The 1,052-nt window shown below is 73.0% G+C and carries 1 pseudogene; it reads right to left on the reverse strand.

The features are described from left to right. Positions 1-1,052, reverse strand: a pseudogene (locus tag ACIBJE_RS31585) (polyketide synthase); the annotation flags it as partial.

Below are 1,052 nucleotides of genomic sequence, written 5' to 3' on the forward strand. Positions count from 1 at the left end.
CGTCCACCTCCTGCGGCAGATCCACCAGGCCACCCCACCGACGCGACTCCTCCAACGCCGCCACCCGACCGAGACCCCACACCGCAGCCCCGACCGGATCCATGGGCTCGTCGGCCCTGCCCACCGACACCGCGCCCCGGGTCACCCACCACACCCGGCCGCCCGTCCGGCAGTCCCCCAACGCCTGCACCACCGCCAGCGCCTCACCGACGCCCGCACCCGCGAGCGACAGCAACGACACCACTCCCGCGAGGTCGCCCGGGTCGGCCACGGAGGCGCGTAGCCGCTCGGCCACGTCGTCGCGACGCAGGGCCGTCGGGTCGAGGACCACTGTCACGACCTCGGCGCCGTGCACGGCCAGGCCCTCGGCCACCGGGTGGTCGGCTTGCGTCGACGGTGCCAGCACCAACCAGGTTCCGGTCAGATCCGCCTTCGGTACGGACGCCGTTGGCCGCCATTCGACGCGGTAACGCCAGGAGTCGGCAATGGAGCGCTGTTGTCCCGCCCGCCGCCACCGGGCCAGCTTCGGCAGCAACGCACTCAACGGCTGATCCGCGTCGAGCCGGAACTCCTCGCCCAGCCCGGCCAGATCCTCCCGCTCCACCGCCGCCCAGAACCGCTCGTCGATGTCACCGTCAGGTCGCGAGGTCACGCCGCCGGCCGCCGCCGTCTCCGGCCAGTACCAGGTGCGTTGGAAGGCGTAGGTGGGCAGGTCGACGGTACGCGGCTGGTGGCCGTGCTGGCTGAACCAGGCCGCCCAGTCCACCGGCGTCCCCGTCACGTGCAACCGGGCCAGAGCGGTCACGAGACCGGTGGTCTCCGACTGGTCCCGCCGCAGCGCCGGGACCAGGTGCATGGTCCGGTCGGTCGGAGTGTCGGCGGCCATCGCCGTCAACGTCGCATCCGGCCCCACCTCCAGGACCGTGGTCACACCCAGCCCATGCAGCGTGGTCACCGCGTCGGCGAACCGCACCGCCTCCCGGACGTGCCGCACCCAGTACTCCGGACCCGCGATCTCCACCGGATCCGCGACCCGCCCGGTCAGATTCGAC

Origin of the sequence: Micromonospora sp. NPDC050187 (genome assembly GCF_044459745.1) — a bacterium.
GTDB lineage: Bacteria > Actinomycetota > Actinomycetes > Mycobacteriales > Micromonosporaceae > Micromonospora.